This window comes from Kitasatospora cineracea (assembly GCF_003751605.1).
GTDB classification, from domain to species: domain Bacteria; phylum Actinomycetota; class Actinomycetes; order Streptomycetales; family Streptomycetaceae; genus Kitasatospora; species Kitasatospora cineracea.
In genome coordinates, this window is the sequence record NZ_RJVJ01000001.1 from 5,356,141 (window position 1) to 5,375,584 (window position 19,444).

The 19,444-nt window shown below is 69.0% G+C and carries 16 protein-coding genes and 2 pseudogenes; 10 read left to right on the top strand and 8 right to left on the bottom strand.

Going from position 1 to position 19,444, the window contains the following annotated elements:
- Positions 1-71: 71 nt before the first annotated feature.
- Entirely contained in the window at positions 72-962 is an 891-nt protein-coding gene (locus tag EDD39_RS24090) for a LysR family transcriptional regulator (protein ID WP_162870113.1), read from the bottom strand.
- A 329-nt stretch (positions 963-1,291) separates the two neighbouring features.
- On the opposite strand from EDD39_RS24090, the gene EDD39_RS24095 reads away from it, so the two are divergent.
- Positions 1,292-2,794, top strand: a complete 1,503-nt coding sequence (locus tag EDD39_RS24095) for an amidase (protein ID WP_208765570.1) — start codon at positions 1,292-1,294, stop codon at positions 2,792-2,794.
- Positions 2,795-3,131: 337 nt separating this feature from the next.
- Here EDD39_RS24095 and EDD39_RS42750 read toward each other — a convergent pair.
- A pseudogene (locus tag EDD39_RS42750) lies at positions 3,132-3,849 on the bottom strand (transposase); the annotation flags it as partial.
- A 676-nt stretch (positions 3,850-4,525) separates the two neighbouring features.
- Here EDD39_RS42750 and EDD39_RS24105 point away from each other — a divergent pair.
- The 4 genes from EDD39_RS24105 (at position 4,526) to EDD39_RS24120 (ending at position 8,679) form a co-directional block, all read left to right on the top strand.
- Positions 4,526-5,926 carry an MFS transporter gene (locus tag EDD39_RS24105; RefSeq protein ID WP_123559243.1) on the top strand — a complete coding sequence of 467 codons (1,401 nt, stop codon included), beginning with the start codon at positions 4,526-4,528 and terminating at the stop codon, positions 5,924-5,926.
- 94 nt (positions 5,927-6,020) lie between these two features.
- Entirely contained in the window at positions 6,021-6,473 is a 453-nt protein-coding gene (locus EDD39_RS24110; RefSeq protein ID WP_123559245.1) for a MaoC/PaaZ C-terminal domain-containing protein, read from the top strand.
- Positions 6,470-8,023 carry a class I adenylate-forming enzyme family protein gene (locus EDD39_RS24115; RefSeq protein WP_123559247.1) on the top strand — a complete coding sequence of 518 codons (1,554 nt, stop codon included), beginning with the start codon at positions 6,470-6,472 and terminating at the stop codon, positions 8,021-8,023. Before EDD39_RS24110 ends, EDD39_RS24115 begins: the two co-directional genes overlap by 4 nt.
- Entirely contained in the window at positions 8,020-8,679 is a 660-nt protein-coding gene (locus tag EDD39_RS24120; RefSeq protein WP_123559249.1) for a TetR/AcrR family transcriptional regulator, read from the top strand. The genes EDD39_RS24115 and EDD39_RS24120 overlap by 4 nt, the downstream gene beginning before the upstream one ends.
- Positions 8,680-8,774: 95 nt before the next feature.
- Here the strand turns inward: EDD39_RS24120 and EDD39_RS24125 are convergent, their stop codons facing one another.
- Positions 8,775-9,341, bottom strand: coding sequence for a TetR/AcrR family transcriptional regulator (locus EDD39_RS24125; RefSeq protein ID WP_123559251.1), 567 nt, complete (start codon positions 9,339-9,341; stop codon positions 8,775-8,777).
- Between the two features lie 94 nt (positions 9,342-9,435).
- Between EDD39_RS24125 and EDD39_RS24130 the strand changes: the two genes are divergently transcribed.
- From EDD39_RS24130 to EDD39_RS24140, 4 genes and pseudogenes are all read left to right on the top strand, one after another.
- Entirely contained in the window at positions 9,436-11,643 is a 2,208-nt protein-coding gene (locus EDD39_RS24130) for an MMPL family transporter (protein ID WP_123559253.1), read from the top strand.
- 209 nt (positions 11,644-11,852) lie between these two features.
- Positions 11,853-12,037 (top strand): annotated as a pseudogene (locus EDD39_RS24135) (IS630 family transposase); the annotation flags it as partial.
- 213 nt (positions 12,038-12,250) lie between these two features.
- Entirely contained in the window at positions 12,251-12,802 is a 552-nt protein-coding gene (locus tag EDD39_RS41245; RefSeq protein ID WP_244256985.1) for a hypothetical protein, read from the top strand.
- Positions 12,799-13,917, top strand: a complete 1,119-nt coding sequence (locus EDD39_RS24140) for a S41 family peptidase (RefSeq protein ID WP_244257277.1) — start codon at positions 12,799-12,801, stop codon at positions 13,915-13,917. Before EDD39_RS41245 ends, EDD39_RS24140 begins: the two co-directional genes overlap by 4 nt.
- A gap of 91 nt (positions 13,918-14,008) precedes the next feature.
- Here EDD39_RS24140 and EDD39_RS24145 read toward each other — a convergent pair whose 3' ends face one another.
- From EDD39_RS24145 to EDD39_RS42755, 3 genes are all read right to left on the bottom strand, one after another.
- Positions 14,009-14,467, bottom strand: a complete 459-nt coding sequence (locus EDD39_RS24145; protein WP_123559257.1) for a hypothetical protein — start codon at positions 14,465-14,467, stop codon at positions 14,009-14,011.
- Positions 14,468-14,879: 412 nt separating this feature from the next.
- Positions 14,880-16,112, bottom strand: coding sequence for a hypothetical protein (locus EDD39_RS24150; protein ID WP_162870114.1), 1,233 nt, complete (start codon positions 16,110-16,112; stop codon positions 14,880-14,882).
- Positions 16,066-16,350 carry a transposase gene (locus EDD39_RS42755; RefSeq protein ID WP_425269762.1) on the bottom strand — a complete coding sequence of 95 codons (285 nt, stop codon included), beginning with the start codon at positions 16,348-16,350 and terminating at the stop codon, positions 16,066-16,068. Before EDD39_RS42755 ends, EDD39_RS24150 begins: the two co-directional genes overlap by 47 nt.
- Before the next feature lie 479 nt (positions 16,351-16,829).
- On the opposite strand from EDD39_RS42755, the gene EDD39_RS24165 reads away from it, so the two are divergent.
- The gene (locus tag EDD39_RS24165; protein WP_123559263.1) at positions 16,830-17,027 is read left to right on the top strand and encodes a hypothetical protein; all 198 of its coding nucleotides are present in this window, start codon (positions 16,830-16,832) and stop codon (positions 17,025-17,027) included.
- A 53-nt stretch (positions 17,028-17,080) separates the two neighbouring features.
- Here EDD39_RS24165 and EDD39_RS24170 read toward each other — a convergent pair whose 3' ends face one another.
- The gene (locus EDD39_RS24170) at positions 17,081-18,958 is read right to left on the bottom strand and encodes an ATP-binding protein (RefSeq protein ID WP_123559265.1); all 1,878 of its coding nucleotides are present in this window, start codon (positions 18,956-18,958) and stop codon (positions 17,081-17,083) included.
- Positions 18,955-19,440 carry a hypothetical protein gene (locus EDD39_RS24175; protein WP_123559267.1) on the bottom strand — a complete coding sequence of 162 codons (486 nt, stop codon included), beginning with the start codon at positions 19,438-19,440 and terminating at the stop codon, positions 18,955-18,957. Before EDD39_RS24175 ends, EDD39_RS24170 begins: the two co-directional genes overlap by 4 nt.
- Positions 19,441-19,444: the final 4 nt, after the last annotated feature.

The following is a 19,444-nucleotide window of genomic DNA, read 5'->3' on the forward strand; positions in this document are numbered from 1 at the left end:
CGCCGCTGACCATGCATGGTTCATGCATTTATGCATCATTGGCCTGGTGGGTAGCCACCAGGGCTTCGAACTCAGGTCAGGATGTCCGCCCAGCCGGGGTACTCCTCGCCCAACCGTTTGGCGAGCTCGAGCAGAGCCTCCAACTCGACGGTTGCCCGGTGAGGAAGCCAGACAAGCCCGAACTCACGCCAGGTGGTGCCCTCCGCGCGGATCGGGACATCCACGGTTCGTGCCCCCGCCGCCGTGTCAGCCGGAAGCACAGCCACGCCCAACCCCGCGCCCACGTAGCCGCGTAGCGTCGTCACGTCGTCGGCTTCCAAGGCGACGCGCGGTCTGAACCCCGCCTGGGTGCACAGAGCATCAACCCTTCGACGCGCATCGAACCGCCGGTCTAGCGCGAGGAAAGGTTCGTCACGCACCTCCTTGAGCGTGATCGGTGCAGCACCGGCCAGCCGGTGCCCCGCAGGGACCACCAGAACGAGGGACTGCCGGCCGAGAGGCAACCACGCGTACCTCTGCGGCGGTTGCGTGGTCACCGCGACGTCGATGTCTCCCTCATCGAGGCTTCGCAGCAGTTCACTGCTCGTCCCCTGGCGGTGGGACACCAGAGCGGCGGGCACCGCGTCCAGGAACGAGCCCACGAGCTCTGCGACGACGGTGGGTCCGAGGGACTTGAGGAAGCCGACGGTGACGGACCGCGCGGTGCTGCGTTGCAGTCGCAGCACCGCGTCATCGAACTGCTGGGCTACATCTTCGGCTGCGGAGGCCAAGGCATATCCTGCCGTGGTCAAGCGCACTGCCCGTCCGTCCTGCTCCAGCAACTGCAAACCGAGCTGCTCCTCCCAGCGGCGGATCGCCCGGCTCAGCGTGGATTGACTGATCCCGCAACGCGCTGCTGCACGAGTGAGATTGGTGTCGGCGCCCAGTGCCGCCAGCTGGCCCAGAGCGGGTGCGAGCAGCATGTGGGGCAGTGATTCATCCACGGTTGCATCAATCTGTAAGGGGCCTTGAGGACAACAATGCTCACTCTCCTGTTCAATCGGCACCGCATCCACCCTCCGGTTCCACTTAGGGCGAAGCCGCCTTGTCGAGCACAGAGCGTGATACCCCCGGAAGACCCCCCGGGCTTTTGCCCTAAGGAGCGACGATGACCTCACCATCTCGTCACCACTTGCCCCGGCCCGCGGCGCCGCCTCGGCAGCAGGCACACGACTCGACCGTCCAAGCCACCCGTGGGTCTGCGGGTGCGAGCCCGACGGCCGAGTCGACGTCGTACCACGTGCCTCCCGCGGTGAACTGGCCGAAGGTCAGCCGACCCGAGGACCTCAGCCGCATCCCTTACTGGGATGCCGCCGAACTGTCCGCCGCCATTCGTGCCCGTATCGTCTCCTGCGTCGAGGTGATGACCGCCTACCTCGACCACATCGACAAGATCAACCCTCACGTCAACGCCATCGTCAGCCTGCGTACCCGCCCTGAGCTACTGGCAGAAGCCCGGGCCAAGGACAACCTCCTCGCCAGCGGCGAGTACCAGGGATGGATGCACGGATTCCCGCAGGCCGTCAAGGATCTCGCAGACGTCGCCGGCCTCCCGACTACCTACGGGCTGATCCCCGCGGCCGAAGCCACCCCCGCAACGGCCGACTCACTCTTCGTCGCCCGTCTCCGGACTGCAGGCGCGATCTTCATCGGCAAGACCAACACCCCCCAGCTCGGCCTCGGCTCTCAGACCTACAACACGGTCTTCGGTACCACCTTCAACGCCTACGACCAGACCAAGACCGCTGGTGGCAGCAGCGGGGGAGCCGCCGTAGCCGTTGCTTTGCGGATGGTCCCGGTCGCAGACGGCAGCGACTTCATGGGCTCGTTGCGCAATCCACCCGGCTGGAACAACGTCCTCGGGCTGCGCCCCTCCTACGGTCGGGTCCCGTCGGACGACAGCGAGGTCTTCATCAACCAAGGCGGTCTCATCGGTCCAGTGGCCCGCACCGCCCTCGATTTGGCGTTGCTCCTGCACACGATGTCCGGCTACGACGATCGCGCACCCCTGTCCAACAGGCAGGCCCCCGGTCACCTCACCGACTTGGGCGACGCCGTTCAGGGCAAACGAGTTGCCTGGCTGGGCGACCTCGGAGGCTATCTCCCCATGGAGCCGGCCGTTCTCGACGCGACCCGAGCGGCACTGGAGCACTTGACCGGCCTGGGGATGACGGTCACCCACCTCGACGAGCTGCCGACGTCACACGGATTCCAGGTCAGCAAGGACCTCTGGCCCACCTGGCTGACTTACCGACACTGGCTGTCCGGTATGGAGGTCAAGATCGCCTACGACTCCCCGCTGCGAGGACTGCTCAAGCCTGAGGCGCTCTACGAATACGAAGGCCTCACGGTCGGAGCCGACGGGAACGGCCCACTCACCGCCATCGACATCCACACCAACTCCACCAAGCGCACCAGCCTGTACCTGACCTTCAGGGAGCTCTTCGAGACGTACGACTACGTGATGCTTCCAACGGCCCAGGTGATGCCCTTCGATGCGGCTACCCACTGGCCCCGGAGCATCCAGAGCGTTGAGATGTCCTCGTACCACCGTTGGATGGAGGTCGCTACGATTGGCACCCTCATCAATGCCCCCACACTTGCCATGCCGGCCGGGTTTACGCAGGGTTTGCCCATAGGTTTGCAGGTCATCGCGCGCAACCACGAGGACCAATCGCTGCTGACCCTCGCCCACGTGTGGGAACGGAAGACCCGATTCGTGCAGCGTCACCTTCCACCGCTGCTGACGATGTGAGTCCGTGCGGAGGGGAGAGGGACGGGGCGACGACTCGGCTTGGTCTTCTCGGCCGAAGTCATCGTGGTGCGCGTCCTCCCCTTCGGATCCGTCTGGCGGCACATCGGGCGAGGGCCTTCCGTTCCGCTCCTTGAGGTCGGCCTCTGGCGGTTGTACTTCGGCTTCGACAAGCGACCCAATCGGCAAGGCGGTTGCGGCGGGCATCAGCGGCGGCTAGGCAAGCGGACCGTCATCGGCGCCGGGGCGGCGGTTGCGACAAGGGAGATGCCGGACCGACGTCGCTGAACCTCCCGGTACGGGGGCTCGCCGGTATCCGCGAACCGCTCCGAGTCGGGCATTACTGGTTTCGGCTTGTCAGGCCGGAGGTGTCGAGGACCGGGCCGGTACCGGCTCTGAGGTCGTCGAGGGTGTCGGTCGGCATTGCAGGTGCTTGAGCCGGTGCGGACGAGGACCTCGAGTCGATCGAGGGCCATGACGGCGAGGTTGGCCAAGCTGCGCTCGACGTGCGCCCAGACCCACTCGACGGGGTTGAGTCAGAGGGGAAGACCGCCAGCCAGGCATGTTGGGCGACCAACTCGCCCATGGCGTGGGAGGCGTGTGTGTTCAGGCGGTCCCCGGCCAGCATGATCGGAGCCTCGGCGAGCTGGGGGATGCCGTCCACTGGAGTAGGGAAGCCGCGCTCGCCCATGCTGCGGCGCCTGCCCTTGCCTGTAAAGCAGGTGGCCAGGCGCTAGCACAGCCGGGTGCGGGGGAGCCGGGCCGCATCGCGATCGGCCCGGCCACGGACAGGCGGCTGGTGCGACGGCCGCTGACTGTCACGACCGGCGTAGGGCATGGACGGCCTCGGTGCGTCTCTGGGCGGTCGATGGGTGGAGCTGCCCTCGTCCTCGAAGCGGATGTGGCTCTCCCAGGCCGCCCAGGTTCTTCTACCTTCGCCATACCTCCTCCCTCCCCGCGGCAACTGCCTGCTCGTCGTGCTCGGCCACCCGCCGCGCGGAGACCTGCAGGCTGAAGCCGATCCGGCGCATCAGCCCCGTCGCCCCGGAGACGCTGTGGACATCCGATGGGTTGACGGTCAAACCGCGATGGTCAGTTCGAGCTTGGGAAGGACCGGTAAGGCGCTGGTCTCGCTGTAGGGCGTGTCGGTAGTCGGACGGCTGTGGAGACAACTGAGGAGGCCGGCGTCGTGGGCTCGGGCGCAAAAGGGTACGTATGCAAACTTGGTTGGGGTGTTTGAAGCGGGCGAGTGTCGGCTCCAGGGGTGGTCGGCGCCGCCGTTCCAGGTGAGGCGCTCGCGGGGGTCTGCTGGCGCTGTGGTGGAATTCGGGGCCGCTCAGCCCTGTGGCCGGGATGCACTTGAAGCCGAGGTGTTGGCGGTCCGCCCCTGTGGTCTGCTGCTCGGACAGGCCAAACGGGGGTTGTGGTGTGCAGGCGGTGGTCGGCCGGGCTGGCGAAAAGACCACGGCGCTCGTCGCTTGGGTGCCAGTCGGCGAAGTCCTCATCGTGCCGCAGTCCGTTCAGGCGGTCCTGTACCCGTACTGCGGTCGTCCTCCGCGGACCGGCCGCCCGCGCGACCTGCCCCGCCGGAGAGGCGGTCTGCGAGCCGAACGAGAGAGGGCGGGCAGCGGGCGCTTCGCCGTCCGGTGACCTGTGCCTTCCGCCTTGGGTCAGCCCGAGTCGAGGCGGCGCAACTCTTTACGAAACTGAATCCGGATTACTAAGATCCCCGACATGCCGGATGACGAGTCGATTCACAGCGCTGCGCGCCCAGCGGGTGGGCCTGCGGGTAGGAGGCTGGGCCGCCGCTCGTACGCCGCCTACGCCGCCGGCTCGGTGGGCACCGGTGGCTTCAGCACCCTGCCGGGGCTACTCCTGTTGGTGTTCCTCACGGACGAGCTGGGGGTGGCGGCGGCTCTGGCGGGTGTGGTCGTGCTCGCTCCGAAGCTGTGGGACGTGCTGCTGAACCCCGTGGTGGGGGCGTGGTCGGACCGTACGACCTCGCGGTGGGGGCCGCGGGTGCCGTGGATGGCGGCGGGCGCGGTCGTCCTGCCGGTGTTCTTCGCGGCGACCTTCGCCGTGCCCGACGATCTGACCGGCGGCGGGGCCGCGCTGTACGTGACGGTGATGTTCCTGCTGGCGGCGACCGGATACGCGCTGTTCCAGGTGCCGTACGTCGCGCTGCCCGCGGAGATCACCGACTCCTACAAGGAGCGCACCACGATGACGGCCGTGCGCATCGTCGTGCTGACGCTGGCGATCCTGCTGTTCGGCGCCGGGGCACCAGTGCTGGTCGACCTCTTCGGCGGCGGCCTGGGCGGCTACCGGGCGATGGGGGCGGTGGCCGCCGTGGTCCTGGCGGCCGGGTTCCTCACCACCGCGGTGGGGATGCGCCGGGTGCCGGCGGTGGTGCGCTCGGAAGCCGAGGGATCGATCCGCGAGCAGCTGCGCGCGGTGCGCGACAGCCGCGACTTCCGGTTCCTGTTCCTGGCCTTCACGCTCCAGACCCTGGCGGCGGGGGCCATGCTCGCGGCGATCCCCTACCTCGCCGAGGACCTGGTGGGCAGCAAGAGCGCGATCACCTTCCTGTTCGTCGCCCTGGTGGGCCCCGCGGTGGTCGTCATGCCGCTGTGGAAGCGGGTGGCAAACCGCTCGGGCAAGCGGGTCGGCTACCTGCGCGCCAGCGTGGTCTTCCTGGCCGGGGCGCTGGTCCTGACGGCCGCGAACTGGATCCCTGCGGCGCTGGTCTACCTCGCCGTCGCGGCGTGCGGCGTCGGCTACGCGGGCATGCAGATGTTCCCGCTGGCCATGCTGCCCGACACCATCCAGGAGGACACGCAGCTGACCGGGCTGCGTCGGGCGGGGACGTTCACCGGTGTGTGGACCGCGGGGGAGAGCCTGGGGCTCGCGGTCGGCCCGGCGCTGTACTCGCTGGTGCTGGCCGGCGGCGGGTACGTGTCCTCGACCGCCGGGCACACCGCGGTGCAGCCCGAGAGTGCCAGGCTGGCCATCGCGCTGGGCTCCGGCCTGCTGCCGAGCCTGCTGCTGCTCGCCTCGATCCCGCTGCTGCTGCGCTACCGCCTCACCGCCGCCCGCCTTCCGCAGGCACAGCCCGCCGCCGCGCCGCCGGCCTGACCCCGTGTCCGGGTGCACGACCCATCCCTGATGAACTCGCCCTCTCCTTTCCGCGGAGGGGCCCTATCCACGCCGGGAACGGCGGGAGGACACCATGAGCAGTTTCACCGAGGCCGTCGCACAGGCCGAGCAGCGCATCGGCACGCAGATCGGCATGTCCGACTGGGTGCCGATCACCCAGGACAAGGTCACGGCCTTCGGCGGCCTGACGCTGGACTTCGACCCGCACCACATCGACCCGCGCCAGGCCGCCGACGGCCCCTTCGGCCGGGCGGTGGCGCACGGCTTCATGGTGTTGTCGCTGCTGACGCACTTCCTCTACGAGGCGGGCGGGGAGCTGGGCTTCACCCAGAACGTCAACTACGGTTTCGACCGCGTGCGCTTCGTCGCGCCGGTCCCCGTGGGTTCCGAGGTCCGCGGCGAGTTCGTGCTCCGCGAGGTGCAGCCCAAGAACGGCGGCGCCCTGATCACCTTCGACGTCACCGTGCGGTGCGCGCCGGAGACGGTCGCGCTGGTCGCCGAGTGGAAGGTCTTGGTGCTGCCGTGACCGCCCCCGTGTGGCAGCCGATCCCGCGCGGCGACATCCCCCGCTACGAGACGGTCATGGAGTACGTGGAGCACTACGCCGCGCGTACCCCCGACGCCGTGGCGGTCTCCGACCTCGACGGCGCCTCGATCACCTACGGCCGGCTGCCCGCCGCCGTGCGCGGCCTCCAGAAGGGCCTGCTGGATGGCAGGGTGGGCCCCGGCGACGTCGTGGCGACCCTGGCGCCGCCGAGCGTCGACCACTGGCTCACCTTCCTGGCCGCCGTCGACCTCGGCGCCCTGTGGCTGGGCCTCAACCCGCGCTACCGCCTGGAGGAGTGGCGCGGCATCTTCGCCGTCGCCCGCCCCAAGGCCCTCTACGCGCGCCAGCAGATCGGGCAGCGCGACTACACCGCCGACCTTGCGGCCCTGACCGAGGAGTTCGGCACCCTGCGGCTGCCGCTGGACCCGCCGCCGGCCGACACCCCGACCGGCGGGGACGCCGCGCCCGATGAGCCGGCCCTGCTGGTGTTCACCTCCGGTTCCACCGGCAAGCCCAAGGGCGTGCTGCTGCGCCAGTCGGGCCTGCTCGCCTGCGCCCGGATCCAGGCGCACCACTACGGCCAGTGGGGCGGCGCGGTCCTCAATTCGCTGCCCATCAACCACGTCGGGTGCATCGTCGACATCGGCCTCACCGCCCTGGTCACCGGTGGCACGCAGGTCTTCGTCGAGGACTTCTTGCCGCAGACCTTCCTCGACGCGCTCACCCGCACCAAAGCCAGCCTGCTGGGCGGCGTACCGGCCATGCTGCTCTACCTGATGGAGAAGCCGGAGTTCTGGAGCACCGACCTCTCCCACGTACGGCGCATCCTGTGGTCGGGCGGCCACATGCCCAAGAACGCCGCGATGCTGCTGGCCACGTTGGGCAAGCCGATGCACAACTTCTACGGCATGACCGAGACGACGGGCAGCTTCACCTTCACCCGGCCCGACGCCGACATCGACCACCTGGTCGACACCGTCGGCCTGCCGGACCCCGGCTGGCAGGTGCGCATCGCGGACCCGGCCACCGGAGTCCGGACGCCCGACGGGAGTGCCGGCGAGATCCAGGTCCGCGGCCCCGGCGTGATGCACTCCTACCTCGGCGACCCCCAGGCGAGCGCTGACGCCTTCACCGAGGACGGGTACTTCAAGACCTCCGACCTCGGCGTGCGGAACGCCGACGGCAGCATCAGCCTCGCCGGCCGGCTCCGGGACGTCTTCAAGTCCGGTGGCTACAATGTCTTCCCCCGCCAGGTGGAAGAAGCCCTCGAAGCCCTCCCAAATGTCGTGATGGCCGCCGTCGTCGCCGCGCCCGACGACACGCTCGGCGAAGTCGGCATCGCCTTCCTCACCTTGCTCCCCGGAACCGACCTCGACGAGGACGACGTGCGCAACGCGCTCAAGACCACGCTGGCCAGCTACAAAGTGCCCAAGCGGTTCATCCTCATGGACGAGCCGCCCCTGCTGCCCAATGGCAAACTGAACCGCCGCGCGCTGGCGGCGACCGCCGTCGGGAGCAAGCGCCCGTGAACGGCACCACCGCGATCGCCGCCCTCGTCGCCGACGAGGTCCCCGCCACCCGCAAGGGCGAGCAGACCCGGGCCAGGATCATCGAAGCCGCCGCTTCCCTGCTCGCCGCATCGGGCTACCACGACCTCAAGGTGCTGGACGTGTGCGCGGCGGCCCGGATCTCCGCGGGCACCTTCTACACCCACTTCAAGGACCGCAGCGCCCTGTGCGAGGAAGTCCTCGTCCGGGTGGTCCGCAGCGTGACGCAGGAGATCCTGGTCGGCGCCGGACAGGGCGGCGACCCCTTCGCGGCCATCGTGGAGACCAACACCCGCTACATCGCGCTGTTCATCTCGGCGGGCCCCTTCAACAGGGCCCTGCAGCAGCTCGTCGACGAGAGCGAGAGGGTGCGCGCGGCCTGGCAGGAGGCCAACGCCGCGATCGCCGAGCACATCGCGGCCGGCGTGGCACGCCGCACCGGTCAAGAGCCCGACCTCGCCGCCGCCCGGGCGGCGCAGGCGATGCTCGACGGAGTGCTCATGCAGTACTTCGCCTGGCAGGACGCCTCCCTGCGGGAGGCGTTCGGCGACGTCGACGAACTCGCCCAACGGGTCTCCGTCCTGTGGTACCGGCTGCTCTACCGCTGCGACCCGCCCGCGCCCCACAGCGGCCCATAGCAGCCACGCGCTCCGGCCCGTCCGCCGCTGCGCGCGATCGGGGCCCCCTCCAGCCTGCCCGGCCGGAGGGGGCCCCGGCCGTTGCCGGGCGGGCCTCAGCCCAGCGCCGCGATCCCGCCCTGGAGAAAGGCCATAGCGGCGGCGATGTTCTCCTCGCTCGGAGCCAGGTAGACCTCCGAGACCACCGCGGCCGCGGCTGCGGCGACCATCCGGGGCGCGAAGGAGTCCGGGTCGTCCCCGTGCTCGGCAGCGAAGATCCGTGCGCCCTCCTGGATCGCCTCGGTGACCCGGCTGTTGGCGATCGCCCGCAGCTGCGGGTTCCGGTCGATCATCACCTCCCACAGCTCTTCGAGCTCGTCCCCCTCGCCGTCCTCCAGGTCGTGGCGCAGCCACGCCTCCAGCGCGCCCAGCGTCGTGACGCCCGCCTCGCGCTCGGCCAGCGCCAAGCTCAGCTCCCCGGTGAACTCCTCCAGGTGCGAGGTCACCAGGTCCAGCTTCGTCGGGAAGTACAGCGTCACCGTCCGGGCGGAGACCTCCGCCGCCTCGGCGACGTCCGCGATCGTCGTCGCGTCGAACCCGCGCTCTGCGAACAGCCTGTACGCCGAGCGCAGGATCGCTTCCCTGCGCCGGGCCTTGCCGCGCTCTCTCACACCCTCGGTCATACAGAAATCCTACACGAGGAAGCAATTTTGCAGAGCTCTGCAAAGTTGCTTTAGGCTGCGAGAATTCTGAGAGTTCGCCGGAAGCGAGGACGTCATGGCATCGGTGCTGTACGGGTGGGGACGATGGGCGGCACGCCGCCGCGGACGCGTCATAGGCATGTGGCTGCTGCTGCTCGCCCTGGTCGGGGGCCTGGGCATCTCCATGGCCGGGCCCACCACCACGGAGTTCACCGTCCCGGGCATCGAGTCCCAGCAGGCCCAGGACCTGCTGCAGAAGAAGATGCCCGAGGCCGCGGGCGGCACCGTGCGCGTCGTCGTCGCCGCCCCCAAGGGCACCACCCTCGATGCCGAAAGCGCACAGAGCGCCCTCGGCAAGAGTCTCGCCAAGGCCGCCCAGGTCCCCGGCGTCGTCTACGTCGCCAACCCGTTCGAGACCCAGACCGTCTCCCCCGACCACACGATCGCCTTCGCCGACATCCAATTCCGCGAACGCGCCGACAAGGTCCCCGAGTCCGCGAGGGACGCCCTCACCGGTGCCATGGCCCCCGCCCGCGACGCCGGCCTGCAGGTCGAGTACGGCGGCGACGTCATGGAACCGGGCCTGGAGGTCGGCGGACCCGCCGAGATCGTCGGCGTCGTCGTCGCCTTCGCCGTCCTCGCCGTCGCCCTCGGCTCCCTCATCGCCGCCGGCCTGCCCCTGCTGACCGCCCTCATCGGCGTCGGCATCGGCGTCCTGGGAGCCCAGCTCGCTGCCAACGTCGTCGAGATGACCAGCACCGCCACCGCCCTGGCCCTCATGATCGGCCTGGCCGTCGGCATCGACTACGCCCTGTTCATCATCGCCCGCCACCGCGAACAGCTCGCCGACCCCGAGGCCGACGTCGAGGAGTCCGCCGCCCGCGCCACCGCCACCGCCGGCAGCGCCGTCGTCTTCGCCGGCGCCACCGTGGTCATCGCGCTGGCCGCGCTCGCCGTCACCGGCATCCCCTTCCTCACCGTCATGGGCCTGGCCGCCGCCGCCACCGTGCTGCTCTCCGTCCTGATCGCCGTCACCCTCGTGCCCGCCGTCCTGGGCCTGCTCGGGGAGCGCCTGCGCCCCAAGGCCCCCAAGGCCAGGGCGCGCAAGGAGACCACCTGGTCCCTGGCCTGGGCCCGCGCCGTCACCCGCAAGCCCCTGCTCGTCCTGCTCACCGGCATCCTCGCGCTCCTCGCCGTGGCCGTCCCCGCCAAGGACCTGCGCCTGGGCCTACCCAGCAACGCCTCCCAGCCCGCCGCCACCACTCAGCACAAGAGCTACGACCTGCTCACCAAGGGCTTCGGCCCGGGCTTCAATGCCACCCTCACCGCGGTGGTCGACACCGGCCGCATCCCGGCCGCCGACCGCGAGGCCGCCCTCGGCCGCCTGACCACCTCACTGGCCCACGTCCCCGGCGTCGCCCACCTCGACACTCCCGTCCCCAACGCCGACTCCACCCTCGTCGCCATCCCCGTCATCCCCACCACCGGCCCCGACGACAAGGCCACCACCGACCTCGTCGACCACCTGCGCGCCCTGAAGGCCGACGTCGCCCACGACGGCGGCACCCTCTACATCGCCGGCGCCACCGCCGCCACGATCGACGTCTCCGCCAAACTCGCCGACGCCCTGCCCCTGTTCATCGGCATCATCGTCGTCCTCGCGCTGGCCCTGCTGACCATCGCCTTCCGCTCCGTCCTCGTCCCCCTCAAGGCCGTCGCCGGATTCCTGCTCTCCATCGCCGCCTCCCTCGGCGCCACCGTGTGGGTGTTCCAGAACGGCCACCTCAACGGTCTGCTCGACATCCCCACCGCCGCCCCTGTCACTGCCTTCCTGCCCGTCCTGCTCATCGGCGTCCTGTTCGGCCTCGCCATGGACTACGAGGTCTTTCTCGTCAGCCGCATGCGCGAGCACTTCCAGCACACCCGAGACGCCGACCAGGCGGTCACTCACGGCGTCGCCGCCAGCGGCCGCGTCGTCACCGCCGCCGCCCTCATCATGGTCGCCGTCTTCGGAGGCTTCGTCTTCAACCACGACCCGATCATCAAGTCCATCGGCTTCGCCCTCGCCATCGGCGTGTTCATCGACGCCTTCATCGTCCGCATGACCCTCGTCCCCGCCGCCATGGCCCTCCTCGGCCGCCGCGCCTGGACCCTGCCCCGCTGGCTCGACCGCATCACTCCCGACGTTGACATCGAAGGTACCAACCTCCCGCCGTCGACTTCCGGTAGCCAGCCGGACGCAGAGTCAACCAGGCGCGTGCCCGAGCCCGCGGAGCCGCGGTAGAAGTACAGACGGGAGTCTGCCTTGGCCGGGGCCCGCCAGGCATCGGACGGATCGCTCGTGTAGCAGCGAGGCTCAGGCGTGATGCCGACCTGCCTGGTGGCCCCGGGCGCCAGTGCGCGCGCTCGGGGTAAACGGTGCACGATCTGGTGCCTCAGGATGTATGAGCGTTAAAAAGGATCAAACGGCCAGAAAATCGGTGGCATTGCCTGTACGCGCCCGACCTCAGCCGGAAGAGAGCATCTGGTCGCCGGTCAAACGCGACATCGGTACCCTCGCCGCTGCCAACCTCGACCAGATCACCCGGACTGTGAAGCGCCGGCTCAAGCAGATCCAGCACCACCCCGACCTGGTCGACCGCTGCCTGGTCGGCACCGGTCTGCTCATGGACGGCTGACCTGCATCACGCACCCGAGTTCAGTAGCAACGCGTCCGGTCGCGTCCGAGCCGCCCCGCAGTCGTGCCGGCCATCCGCCATTCGGATGCAGATGGGCTGTGCGCCGTGTGGCACCCCGGGAAGACCCGGCCGCGAGCGGACGATGAGCACCGAACCGGACGATCGGCCCCTTCGGGAGGCAATGTGAACGCCAATTCCGACAGGAACGGTGCTGTGGCGCACTCCCGGCCGGACACGTCGGGGGAGTTGGCGGATTTCCTCCAGAGCGCCGGTTTGCTGACCCTGGCCGAGCGGCGCCTGATCGTCGCGCAGGCGCTGGTCCTGTTGGAGCAGAACTACGTGCACCTCCCGTTGAAAGCGGCGATGTACGGAGTGAATCCGGTCCAGCGCCTGCGAGTCCTGCAGCGGCGGATGGAGCGGCAGACCGAGCGGACGATGCCTCCCGAGTGGCACTTCCACTCGGAGGTCTCCGCGATCTTCCTCTCCCTCAAGGACCTGCACACCAACTACCTCCTCCCGGAGCCGTTCGCCGGCAAGGTCGCCTGCCTGCCCTTCCTCATCGAGGAGTACGCGGACCGGGACGGCTCCGGGTTCATGGTGACCTTCGTCTCCGGCGGCTTCCACGCCCCCGGATTCGGCCCGGGGGCCCTTGTCACCCACTGGAGCGGGATCCCCATCACGACGGCAGTCGAGATCAACGCGGCGCGCTTCGCCGGGAACAGCGCCGCGGCGCGGCGCGGCGCAGCCGCGGCGTGCAGTCGATGACGGTGCGCCCGTTGATGGTCCACCTCCCGCCGTTCGAGCAGTGGGTGACCGTCAGCTACATCGGCACGGGCGGGGAGGCCGGGGAACTGCGCGAGAGCTGGCGCATCTTCGACAGCCCCTCGGGTCCGGCTGGTGCAGGACCCACCGATTCCGCCTCGATCGCCCAGGCCGTCGACATCGACACGCAGGAGACGAACCGCGCCAAGGTCGTGCTGTTCGCCCCGCAGGTGCTCGCCCGGCAGAACGCGGTCGCAACCGGCGGGCCGCTCCCGGAGCCACGCCCGGGGGAGATCCCCACCAGGAACCCGATCGCCTTCCGGGCCCGGGAGGTCCGGACCTCGTCCGGGACGTTCGGCCACCTCCGGATCTTCACCTTCGAGACCGACGACCCGAGGGGCTACACGCAGGAACTGATCCGTCTCGTGCGCCTCCTGCCTCGGCAGGGGTTGATCCTGGACGTCCGCGACAACGGCGGGGGCGACATGCGGGTCGCCGAATGCCTCCTGCAGGTCTTCACTCCGCACCGGGTGGCCCCCGAGCCGGTCCAGTTCCTGAGCTCCCCGCTGAACCTGCGGATCTGCCGGTCCGCCGTGGCCGACCTCGGCATCGACCTCGCCGCCTGGATCCCCTCGATGGACCAGGCGCTCGAACTGGGCGCCACGTTCTCCGAAGCCTTCCCGGCCACGTCCCCCACCGCGGCCAACACGATCGGCCGACAGTATTTCGGCCCCGTCGTGCTGGTCACGAACGCGCGCTGCTTCTCCGCGACGGACATCTTCGCCGCTGGGTTCCAGGACCACGGGATCGGTCCCGTGCTCGGCACCGATCCGAACACCGGTGCCGGAGGCGCCAACGTCTGGACTCACGACGTCCTCTGCGAGCTGATGGTCCACGACCCCGCCTCGCCCTACGCGCCTCTGCCCAAGCAGTCCAACATGAGGGTCGCCATCCGCCGCACGCTGCGGGTGGGCGCCCGGTCCGGCACGCCGGTGGAAGACCTCGGGGTCACGCCGGACGCAGTCCACCGGATGACCCGGCGGGATCTCCTGGAGGACAACGCGGACCTCTTGAACCGAGCCGGCCGTATGCTCGCGCAGGAGCGCCCCGCCGGATGAACGACCGGCTGCCGGTTCGATCGCCGACGTGCGACGTCGGCGATCGAACCGGCAGCCGGCCCGGCGTAGCGGCCCGGGAGAGCCACGGGCGCTACTCCTCCATCTGCTGTGGGTCCCAGGGGCCTTCCGGCCAGTCGTCCGGGGGCCGCGGCGGGTACTTGGTGGGAGGAGTGCCGCAGGCGGAGGCCATGAACCTTTCGAGGTGGCGCTGAGGCCGGCTCATGTCGAAAGGGTCCCCCGACGCGTCGGGCTGCGGGCTACCGCTCCCCGGCGGCTTCTCCGCGCGTTGCCCGCCGCGGTCGTCGCGGCTCCGGCTCGGCCGTTTCTTCGTCGCCGCGGTGTAGGCCATCCGCTCCCGCAGGGCGTCCTTCATGGCTTCGATCGGTTCGACGCTGATGGCGATTGAGTGGCAGCCGCGGGCGGCGAGCTCCTCGACCACTTCGTCCCACAGGTCGTTCTGCGAGATCGTGCGCACCGCGAAGACGAACCTCTTCAGCGAGACGACGTTCATGTTGAGGACATTGATCTCGGGTGGACCTTCAGTCGACATGGCACCTCCTGCACCGTGGACGACGTGAAAGGGCAACGGGATCGAACGCCGTACCGGCGTGATCGCCACCAGGTGACCACGGACGGTGGGGGGCGGCCACGGGGGCACGGCCAGCCAGGTGACGTTCCCTCACCCCCGGGTCCCCAGGGCCTGTCCAGCCATCGGCTCTGTCCCGTAATCGGGATGCTGTTGGTGATCTTCAAGGGTTGTGGGTTCGAGTCCGTCGCGTACTTGCCTGCACAGGCGCGTGAAGCGGGTTTTCGGACTGGTCCCGCTGCCGTCCGGCTGCCGTGAGGACGTGCTTGACGTGAGTCTTAGCTGTGTCGTGGTAGCGGCAGTTGCGCAGGCCGTGGGCGTGGACGGTCTCGGAGACGGTGGCCTGGCAGCCGGCTCTCATGGCATACCGGTCTTTTCAGGCCTGGGTGTTCTGCTCTTTCCGGACGCGGTTTTGGATCTCCTGCAGGGGCTGAGGCAGCAGGAGGATGTGCCAGCCTCGTCCAGCGGTGTTCCCAGTGCATTTCAGGCGGTCTTCGCAAGACCTGCAGACGGCGCGGGGAAAAGAGTACCGACAGCCGCTCGTGCCCGTCGGCGAGTGTCGGCTTTCAGGGCGGACTGGTTGCTCCGTTCGGGCAAGTGAGTGTTTTGTCATGCCAGTCGGGATGGAAATCCTCCTTGTTGAAGCCCGGCAGTGCCCGTGTCCTGGGGCCGAGCCTGACCGGGCCGACCAGGTCGATCCCGTGCTCGGTCCTGGCCCGGTGGATGGTGGCCGGGGTGACGTAGCCGCCGTCGACCAGGTGCTCGGCCGGAGCGAGAGAACGGGCTGCGAGGTCGGCATGGATCCGCGCCAGGGCGTCGATGTCCTGCGCGGGCGCCGGTGTGTGGTGGCGACATGGACGATCACGTTCGGCAGGCCCTCGTCGCAGGTCTCGGTCTGGTGGTCCTTGTAGCCGACCCACTCGGCCTTGCCGGGCTTGTGACTGAAGCGGGCCTGCGGATCGTGCGGAAATACGATCTCCACCGACGACCAGGGTGTGGTGGCCGAAGCAGGCGCGGGGCTCCCGCCGGCAGCGGCCGCCCCGGAAGCAGTCCGCCGCTCTGTCATCCGCCGGCTGAGCCGGTCGCGGGTCTGCTTGGGCTCGCGCTGGCGCAGAACGCCGATCTCGTCGTACCAGTACCGCTGGACCCAGACCTGCCGCAGCACCTCCACCTGCGGCAGCCGCCGCAGCCGGGCCGGGGCATCAGCGGCGAGAAGAGCGCTGAACAGGCGCATACCGTCTTCGCCGACCGTGAGTGCGTACTGCTCGCGTTCCTTTGCCTCCTTGGGTAGCCGGTCATAGCGCACCGGCCGGCCGTAGCGTCGGGCCCACTCGTCGGTGACCAGGGCGGACACCCAGTCCTCGTCGGCGGCGGTCAACTCCTCCAAGGCCGCGCGCAGGGTTTCCCCGACCAGCTCGGTCCGGTCCAGGCGCCGCACCGCCGCCAGGACGTGGGTGGAGTCGGTGCGCTGGCGCCCGCGCCGCTTGACCAGTCCTGCCTCCGCCAGCCGGTCCACCATCACAGCCAGCAACCCGTCCGCGCGGTCGCCCTCGGCCATCCGGTCACGGAACTCGCTCAGCACCGAGAAGTCGAACCCCGGATCGTCCAACTCCAGCCCCAGGCAGTAATTTCCAGTCCAGACGGCACCGGACGGCCTCGGCGGTCTGCCGGTCGGTGAGGTTCTCCGCGTACTGCAGCACCGACACCAACGCCAGCCGTGCCGGCGACAGGCCCCGACGCCCGTCAGGTGGATACCACTCCTCGAAGTCGCTGTCCGTGAACAGCCTGTCCAGGTGATCCCGTACCCACATCGCCGCTGTGCCCCGAGGATTGCTCGCCCGGGCCATCCGCGCGGTCAGCGGCGGGATCTCCCGACCGGACCAGGAACCCGTCGCCACCGCAACCCACCCCTTTGAGCAGCCCAAACTCCCCGACCAGGAAAACAGGCAGGCCCGATCACAGGCCGCTGATCGAGGACAACCTCACTCTCACCAGTGAAGATCACCAACAGCATCCCGAATACGGGACAGAGCCGCTGGCTGTACAGACCCCCGCCTCGGCCTCCTCGCCGACGCCGCCGTCGGTGACCGGTTCACGTTCTGCGCTCCGGGCCCCGAGCACGACCTCGAGGAGGTGGTCGTCGACTGGATCAGTACCGACTTCCTCGGCCTGCGCGGCCCTGACGCCCTGTACTGGTTCTTCAACGGCAGCACCTGGAACGTGCCGACCTGGCTCGGACACCACCTGTTCGCCGCGGACACCGACGAACAGCAGACCACCAAGGCGTGGACCGCTTGGCTCAACGCCTCCAGATCCAGGAGCGTTGATGGCGACCTTCACCCGGACACTGCTCTTCGCCGCCGAACTCGTCGAGGAGGACGGCGCCCACATTCTCCTCGACGAGGACGTCCCGTGCGGCACCATCCAGAGCATCCCGGTCTCCAAGGGCATGGTCGACAAGCTTCCGGTGTACCTCTCCGCGCTCGTGGCCAAGCTCAACCCGCCATCGCAGGGCTGTCGGTGAGCCGTTCCGTCGGATGGGCCCCGTGAGGCGGTTGCCGGATGCATCAGTCGTGCCTATCCCGACGGCGGCGGGGTGGGCACCAGGCGGTCCGTGTCCGACAGGGTCAGTGCGACACGCACTCCCGGGATGGGCGGAGGGTCGTTGTCGACAATGATGATCTGCAGCCGATCCTCGTGCTGGAGGCTGGCGGCCAGGAGCGTCGCGTACATCTTGCGCAGTCGGTCCAGGTCGATTCCCTCGTGGCCGACGTTGCTGCTGACGCCGTCGATGACCAGCAAGTTGGGGAGGACGTTCTCGGGGTGGGAGAGTGCTACGAGTTGGTGGGCGAGGGCGTGGGCGACGTTCACCATGACCTCGACGCCTTGCGAGCTGAGGTCGGTGAACGGGCGTCCGTCGACGACGGGGAGGTAGGTCCTGCGGTTGATGTAGGAGCCGGGCATGGAGTCGAAGCGCGGTGCGTCGAACGATCTCAACGTGCTCTCGAAAGCTCGGTCGAGGGTGGTGATGCGCTCCGTGGCGGCCGTGTTGTCGTGGCGCGCGGAGTCCAGGCGCTCGGTCAGGTCGTCACGCTCGCGTTCCAGTTCTGCGACGCGGCTTCCCTGGTCGTGTAGGCGTTCGTGCAGTTTGAGCGCGTCGTCGAGCCGGGCCAGGTGTTCCTCGAGACGTGCCTGCTCAGCGGCGAAGCGGCGTATCCGGTCGACTTGGTCGGTGAGAAACCCATGCGACAGGCGATCCAGTTCGACGCCCAGCGCCGCCCGGCGAGCGGCTGCATCGATGCGGGCGCGTTCGAGCGAGCGCAGACGTTCTTCGCTCCGGACGATCAGTTGGTCGGTCTCCGCCACCTGCTCGATGACGCGGTCCTGTTCGGCGGCCAGAGCGGGCGTGGGCGCAGCCGCTGGCGGGGATTGCAGGCAGAGCCGACAGGTGTCGGCGTCCCCACGGTCCGGGACGTCCGAGCCGCACCTCGGACAGATGTGAAACTCGAAATCGCTGAGCAGCCTTTCGGCGACGAGCGCGCGGGTGATTCTCCTGCTCTGCGCGACGAGTTGGTCGCGCAGAGCCGCAAGTCGGGCGATCGCCGCACTCTCGGACCGAAGAGCAGTCTCCACTTCCTGTAGATCGACCTCGGCAGCTGCGATGCGGGCACGTGCATCCACCGTGGCAGGCGGGTCGAACGAGCGGTTGAGTGAGCTTTCCGCCTCTCGGGAGGCCGCGAGCGCCGCGGCGGATTGGGCGTGTTTCTCCTGCAGCTGGGCAGCGGAGGAGAAGGAGCTGGATTCCAGAACCCTTTCCAAGGTTTTGCTGTCAGCGGTCAGGGCCTTGAGCTCGACCAGGACCTCTCTCAGCTTCTCACGCAGTTCGATTGCCTTCGGATTGAAGATCCCGTAGTAGATCTCGAAGACGTAACGGCGCTTGATGTCCTTGTGGTAGTTGTCGGGCGTGCCGAACACCGACGAATCGATTTGGTCCTGGCGCAGGATGCAGTACATCAGATAGTCATTGACGGTGACGGGAACCAGCGGACTGGTCTCGTCGCTGGGAGCGCGGGGTACCCGGACCTCGGGGAGGGCAAGCATCTGCAGGTACCAGCCGCGGAACGTGAGGTCGTACCCGGGTTCGAGCCGTGCTGCGGGCAGACGCCAGGCATGCTCCGCGCCGCCGATCTCCGCGACGTCCACCTTCGCGGTATCAGTGGTCACCAGCAGGCGCACGATGCGGAACCGGCGGTCGCCGATCATCACCGTGCCCGCGATTGTCCGGCCTTTCAGTTCGGGAACGACGTTCACATCACCACCGAAGAGAGCCCGCAGGCAACTGACGGCCGCGGTCTTGCCGCCGCTCATCGCGCCGGTGATGACGTTGAGGCCAGGCGAGAAGCGGATAGTGCGGGTCGTGCCGCTGATGGTCAGTTCCTCGACGCGCAGCCTCACAGCCGTACCCCCCAGTCCGCTTCGGCGATGTCAGGGAACGTCTCGTAGATCAGGTCCTTCAAGGACGTTCCTGTGAAGTTGAAGTAGCGGCGAAGCAACTGCGTCCTGCTCCGTACGGCCCTCCAGCTGTCGGTTATCGAGAGCGCTGAGGCAACCCCGTGCCCGCTCTCCGTCACGGCGTAGACGGCGACGTTTCCGTGCTGCCGGGTGGTGATGAGCCGCTTGCCGACCAGGGCCCCCAACAGGCCGTAGTAGGCAGGATCCCAGGGGCCGTAGCGGTAACGGATCATCCGCTGTTCGATGGCTCCCGTCAGCCAGGGATCTTCGCCCACCGCGACGCCCGGCGCGCGCGCGGCCAGCAGCGCGGCGAAGCGGTCCGGGTAGCGGAGGAGGAAATCCAGCTTCGCGAGTTTCATTCGGCCCTCGACCCCGGGTTTGCCGAACGCGTCGATCAGTAGGAGCAGCCGCGCTTGTGCGTCCACCGAA

Bases quoted from the DNA above. Each gene is read 5' to 3' on its own strand.
- EDD39_RS24140 (WP_244257277.1), top strand. From the start codon at position 12,799: ATGACGGTGCGCCCGTTGATGGTCCACCTCCCGCCGTTCGAGCAGTGG.
- EDD39_RS42755 (WP_425269762.1), bottom strand. From the start codon at position 16,350: ATGGCCCGGGCGAGCAATCCTCGGGGCACAGCGGCGATGTGGGTACGG.
- EDD39_RS24145 (WP_123559257.1), bottom strand. From the start codon at position 14,467: ATGTCGACTGAAGGTCCACCCGAGATCAATGTCCTCAACATGAACGTC.
- EDD39_RS24125 (WP_123559251.1), bottom strand. From the start codon at position 9,341: ATGACCGAGGGTGTGAGAGAGCGCGGCAAGGCCCGGCGCAGGGAAGCG.
- EDD39_RS24105 (WP_123559243.1), top strand. From the start codon at position 4,526: ATGCCGGATGACGAGTCGATTCACAGCGCTGCGCGCCCAGCGGGTGGG.
- EDD39_RS24090 (WP_162870113.1), bottom strand. From the start codon at position 962: ATGCTGCTCGCACCCGCTCTGGGCCAGCTGGCGGCACTGGGCGCCGAC.
- EDD39_RS24130 (WP_123559253.1), top strand. From the start codon at position 9,436: ATGGCATCGGTGCTGTACGGGTGGGGACGATGGGCGGCACGCCGCCGC.
- EDD39_RS24165 (WP_123559263.1), top strand. From the start codon at position 16,830: ATGGCGACCTTCACCCGGACACTGCTCTTCGCCGCCGAACTCGTCGAG.
- EDD39_RS24110 (WP_123559245.1), top strand. From the start codon at position 6,021: ATGAGCAGTTTCACCGAGGCCGTCGCACAGGCCGAGCAGCGCATCGGC.